This window comes from Mesorhizobium sp. M7A.F.Ca.CA.001.08.2.1, from assembly GCF_003998455.1.
GTDB lineage: Bacteria > Pseudomonadota > Alphaproteobacteria > Rhizobiales > Rhizobiaceae > Mesorhizobium > Mesorhizobium ciceri.
Map to the genome: position 1 here is coordinate 1 of NZ_RZPW01000449.1, position 5,221 is coordinate 5,221.

At 64.7% G+C, this 5,221-nt stretch carries 5 protein-coding genes; all 5 read left to right on the forward strand.

Translation table 11 applies throughout. From position 1 onward, the window contains the following. On the forward strand, positions 1-866 hold an 866-nt coding region (locus tag EN914_RS23380), incomplete at its 5' end, for a TIM barrel protein (protein ID WP_127389291.1). 41 nt (positions 867-907) lie between these two features. Then, positions 908-1,960 (forward strand): substrate-binding domain-containing protein, encoded by a 1,053-nt coding sequence (locus EN914_RS23385; RefSeq protein ID WP_024502965.1) that lies wholly within the window; start codon positions 908-910, stop codon positions 1,958-1,960. A gap of 68 nt (positions 1,961-2,028) precedes the next feature. After that, positions 2,029-3,543, forward strand: coding sequence for a sugar ABC transporter ATP-binding protein (locus EN914_RS23390; protein ID WP_013529213.1), 1,515 nt, complete (start codon positions 2,029-2,031; stop codon positions 3,541-3,543). A 9-nt stretch (positions 3,544-3,552) separates the two neighbouring features. Then, positions 3,553-4,521 (forward strand): ABC transporter permease, encoded by a 969-nt coding sequence (locus EN914_RS23395; RefSeq protein ID WP_032899090.1) that lies wholly within the window; start codon positions 3,553-3,555, stop codon positions 4,519-4,521. Further along, positions 4,518-5,221: SIS domain-containing protein (locus EN914_RS23400; protein ID WP_127389292.1), on the forward strand; the 704-nt coding region annotated here is incomplete at its 3' end. The genes EN914_RS23395 and EN914_RS23400, both read left to right, overlap by 4 nt.

A 5,221-nucleotide genomic window follows, 5' to 3' on the forward strand; every position in this document is an offset into this window, starting at 1 on the left:
GGCTTACCGATCTCGACCTCAACTTTCCCGACCATGTCAGTGAAAAGCCTGCGGAAATCGCCCTCAAACTGAGCGATCTCGGGCTTTCTATCAATGGCTTTGCCATGCGCTACTACTCCAACCCCGCCTTCAAGCTCGGCGCCTTCACCAATCCGGATCCGGCGGTGCGCCGCGAGGCCATCGACCTGACCAAAGCCGGCATCGATGCCGTGCGTGAGGCCGGCGCCAGCCTGATGACGCTGTGGCTCGGCCAGGATGGCTTCGACTACGCCTTCCAGGCCGACTATGTGACGCTTTGGCAACACGAAATCGAGGGGATTCGTGAAGTAGCCGCGCATGATCCCGACTGTCAGATCAGCCTTGAGTACAAACCGAACGAACCACGCTCCTACAGCCTGATGCCGGATGCGGCGACGACCTTGCTGGCGATCCGCGATGTCGGCCTGCCCAATCTGGGCGTCACCCTCGATTTCGCCCATGTGCTCTATGCTGACGAACAGCCGGCCTTTGCCGCGGCCCTGGTGGCGCGCCACAGCAAGCTGCTCGGCGTGCATCTGAACGACGGCTACGCCAAGCGCGACGACGGCCTGATGGTCGGCGCGGTGCACACGCTGCAGACCATCGAGCTGCTCAGGCAGATTCGCCGCGACGGTTACGCCGGCGCCATCTATTTCGACACGTTCCCCGACATGACCGGGCTCGATCCGGTGCGCGAGTGCGAAGTCAACATCGCCACCGTCAAGCGCATGCTGCGCGTCGTCGACCGGCTGGAGCAGGACAATCGCCTGTCCGCCGCCATGGACAGCCAGGATGCGGTGACGTCGCAGGCCATCATCCAGGAAATCATGCTCGGGCCGGATAGCTGAGGCATCCGCACCATTATCGTTTTCAACAAGGGAGGAATACAATGAAACTTCTGCTTGCCACGGCTACCGCCGCACTGATGGCGCTGTCGATCGGCTCTGCCTTTTCGGCCGACCTCGCGCCGCTCAATTCCGACACGGAAAAGGACCGCATCGACTGGTCGCAGGTCGAGGCCAAATTCGGCGCGTTCCCCAAGCTGCCCGAAGGCACCAAGGCAGGCGCCGTCTCCAAGACGCTGACCAATGAATACTGGCGCTCGCTGGGCGAGGGCTACACGGCATTCGGCGCCAAGGTCGGCGTTCCCGTCGTCTATCAGGCAGCGCAAAGCGAGGGCGACCAGCTCGGCCAGCTCACCATTGCCGAAGGCCTGGTGACCCAGGGCTACAACGTGCTGCTCGTCTCGCCGCAGACGGATGCCAATCTGCAGCCGATCATGGAGCAAGCCAAGGCCGCCAACGTGCCGGTGGTCAACGTCAATGACGCCGTCATCCCGCAGGCCGAACATTATGTCGGCAATGTCCAGCGCGACAATGGCGTGCGCGTCGCCAAATGGTTCATCAAGAACCGTCCGGATGGCGGCAAGGTCGCCATCGTCGAAGGCCAGGCTGGCGTCTATGCCGCCGTGCAGCGCACCGACGGCTTCAAGTCGACCATCACCGAGGCAGGCAAGTTCGAGGTCGTCGCCAGCGTTCCCGGCAACTGGGACCGCCAGACCTCCTATGATGCGGCCACCAACATCCTGCAGCAGCACCCCGACCTGATCGGCTTTTATGCCAACAATGACGGCATGGCGCTCGGCATCGTCGAGGCAGTCAAGGCCGCCGGCCTGCAGGACAAGGTTGCGGTCTTCGGCACCGACGGCATTTCCGACGCCTATGCCTCCATACGGGCCGGCGAACTGACCGGCACGGTCGACAGTTTCCCGGTGCTGACCGGCGAAGTGGCGTTGGAAACTGCTCTGCGTCTCGTCGCGGGACAGAAGCTGCCCCGCGTCGTCGCCACGCCCCAGGCACTGATCACCAAGGACAATGCCGACCGCTATTCCGGCGCCGGCGCGCGCAAGGCACTGCTCGAGGACGCGGCTGCGGGCCAGTAAGGCCAATCGGCGAGTGCCGGCCAGAGCAATTCGCTCCCGCCGGCACCGTTGCCCGGAGATAGAACCCAATGTCACCCCGGCTGCAATTCCAGGGCATTTCCAAGCTGTTTCCGGCCGTGCGGGCGCTTGACGGCGTGTCGTTCTCGGTAGGTGCCGGTGAAATCCACGGCCTGCTCGGCGAAAATGGCGCCGGCAAGTCGACGCTGCTGCGCATCCTGTCTGGCGTCTACAGGCCGACAGCGGGAAGCGTCCTCATCGACGGCAAGCCGGTTACACTCGTCAACCCGGTCGCCGCACGCGCTGCGGGCGTCGCCATGATCCATCAGGAATTGCAGCAGGTACCACGCCTTAGCGTCGCCCAGAACATGTTCCTAGGCCATCCGCTGACGCGCGGCGCCATCTTCGTCGCCCGGCGCGAACAGGAGCGCCGTGCTGCGGAGGCTCTTGCGGCCATCGATCCCTCCATCGATCCGGCTGCACCCCTCGGTACCCTGAAGGTGGCGCAGCGGCAGATTGTCGAGATCGCCCGCGCGCTGCTCGATCGCGCCCGCATCGTCGCCATGGACGAGCCGACATCGAGCCTGACGCCGAGCGAATTCGAACGGCTGGCGCAAGTCATCACCGGCCTCGCCCGCGACGGCGTCGCCGTCGTCTATGTCTCGCACAAGCTGGACGAGGTGTTCGGCATCTGCCGGCGCGCCACCATCATGCGCGATGGCGTCGTCGTCGATTCCGTCGATCTGAACGACCTGTCGGAGAAAGCGGTCGTGGCTATGATGGTCGGCCGCGAACTGGCGCAGGAGCAGCATAATTCCCATGCCACGAACAAGGTCATGCTGAGCGCGCGTGGCCTCTCCTCGGCGACGAAGGTGCGCAACGTGTCGTTCGATCTGCATCGCGGCGAGGTGCTGGGCATTGCCGGCCTGGTCGGTTCCGGCCGCACTGAACTGCTGCGGCTCTTGGCCGGCGCCGATCGCGCCACGGCCGGGACGATTGCAATCGACGGCAAGGCGGCACGGTTCTTCAGCCCGCGTGACGCGATTGCCGCCGGCGTCGGACTGGTGCCGGAGGAGCGCAAACGCGAAGGCATCGTGCCGCTGCGCTCGATCACCAGCAATATGGCGCTGGCCTCGATGGCCGTGTTCGCGCCGCGCGGCCTCATCGATCACGCCAGGTTGAAACAGGTGGCGGCCGAGAAGATGAGCCGCGTCAATCTGCGCCCATTCCTGCTCGACCGGCCGATCCGCCTGTTCAGCGGCGGCAACCAGCAGAAGGCGATCATCGGCCGCTGGCTGGCGGCGGGAACACGCATCCTCTTGTTCGACGAGCCGACGCGCGGCATCGATGTCGGCGCCAAGGCGGAGATCTATCATCTGATCGAGGAACTCGCCGCCGAGGGCCATGCGGTGGTCGTCGTCTCCTCCGAACTGCCCGAGGTGATCCGGCTTGCCGACCGCGTGTTGGTCATGCGCGACGGCACCATCGCCGCCGAACTCGATAGGGCAAATCTCTCAGAACAGGCGATCGCGGCGCACGCCATCCCGCAAACGCAAACGCCGGCCGCACAGCCGGCAAGGCAGTAGGTGACGGATATGTCGGATGCCACTCTGGTGCGGTCCCAGGCCGAATTCCTGCGCGGTGTTTCCATGCGCGACGCCGGCACGCTGATCGGGCTTGTCGTGATCCTGGCCGTGTTCGGCGCGCTGGTGCCCGGCTTTTTCGCCGAGCGCAACCTGATCAACATCCTGCAGCAGTCGAGCATCAATGCCTGTCTGGCGCTGGGCATGACGCTGGTCATCATCTCCGGCGGCATCGACCTGTCGGTCGGGCCGACGGCAGCACTCTCGGCCGTCATCTCGGCCTCTATGATGGTCGCCGGCGTGCCGTTTCCGCTGGCCATCGCCGCCGGCTTCGCCATTGGTCTTGCCTGCGGCCTCGTCAACGGCGTGCTCGTCGCCCATGTTGGGCTGCAGCCCTTCATCGTCACGTTGGGAACGCTCAGCACCTATCGGGCACTGGCGCTGATCTACACCGGCGGCAATCCGGTCCTCGGCCTGCCCCCAGGCTTTCGCGCCGTCTTCAACGGTTCGCTGTTCGGACTGCCTCTGGCGGTCGTCATCGTCGCCTGCGTGGCTGTCGTCGCCTGGGTCGTTTTGAAGAAGACGCCCTTCGGCGAATATCTGCTCGCCGTCGGCGGCAACGAGGAGGCGGCCTACATCGCCGGCGTGCCGATTGCCCGCACCAAGATCGCCGCCTACATGATCTCAGGCCTGCTGGCGGCGCTTGCCGCGCAGATCCTGATCGGCCGGTTGGGCGCCGCCGAACCCATCCTCGGCAATCTCTGGGAGCTCGACGCCATCGCGGCTGCCGCCATCGGCGGCGCCTCGCTGATGGGCGGCAAGGGCAGCGTCGTCGGCACCATCCTGGGCGCCGTCATCCTCGGCGCCATGCGCAACGGTTTGACGCTGATGAACGTCCAGTCCTTCTATCAGCTTCTGGCAACTGGTCTTATAATCCTCGCCGCGATGCTTATCGATCGCGTGACGAGGGGGCGTGGATGACCTTGAGCGGGCTGGACCTGAAAGCGGTAGGACCGCGCATCCGCATGATGATGCCGCATCTCACTCCGCTGGAGGCGAAGGTGGTGGAAACCGTCTTCGGCCGGCGCGGCTTCGACGAGAGCATTCCGCTGAAGCAGATCGCCGAGGAATCCGGCGTGTCCGAGGCGATGGTGGTCAAGATCGCCAAGAAGCTCGGCTTTTCCGGCTATCGCGACTTCCGCACCGCCGTCTATGAGTACAGTCGCCTGCCGACCGCCGAGATGCACCAGGAACTGTCATCCGACGACAGTTCGGCCGAGATCGTGCAAAAAGTGTTCCGCACCTCCATCCAGGCGCTGGAGGAGACGCTGGCGATCCTCGACATCGAGGATTTCGACCGCGCCGCCGAGCTGCTCTTCCGTGCCAAGAACCGGGATTTCTATGGCGTCGGCGGCTCGGCGCAGATCGCGCGCGACGTTTCGCACAAATTCCTGCGCATCGGCATCCGCGCATCCGTCTACGACGATTCGCACATGATGCTGATGTCGGCCTCGCTGCTCGGCGGCGACGACATCGCCGTCGGCTTCTCGCATTCGGGCAACACGTCGGCCGTTATCGACGCCATCCAGTTGGCCCGCAAGAACGGTGCCCGCACGCTGGCCATCACCAATTACGACAACTCGCCCCTGGCCGCCGTCGCCGATATCGTTCTGTGCTCGAC

Coding starts and splice junctions, on each gene's coding strand:
- EN914_RS23390 (WP_013529213.1), top strand. CDS start 2,029: ATGTCACCCCGGCTGCAATTCCAGGGCATTTCCAAGCTGTTTCCGGCC.
- EN914_RS23395 (WP_032899090.1), top strand. CDS start 3,553: ATGTCGGATGCCACTCTGGTGCGGTCCCAGGCCGAATTCCTGCGCGGT.
- EN914_RS23385 (WP_024502965.1), top strand. CDS start 908: ATGAAACTTCTGCTTGCCACGGCTACCGCCGCACTGATGGCGCTGTCG.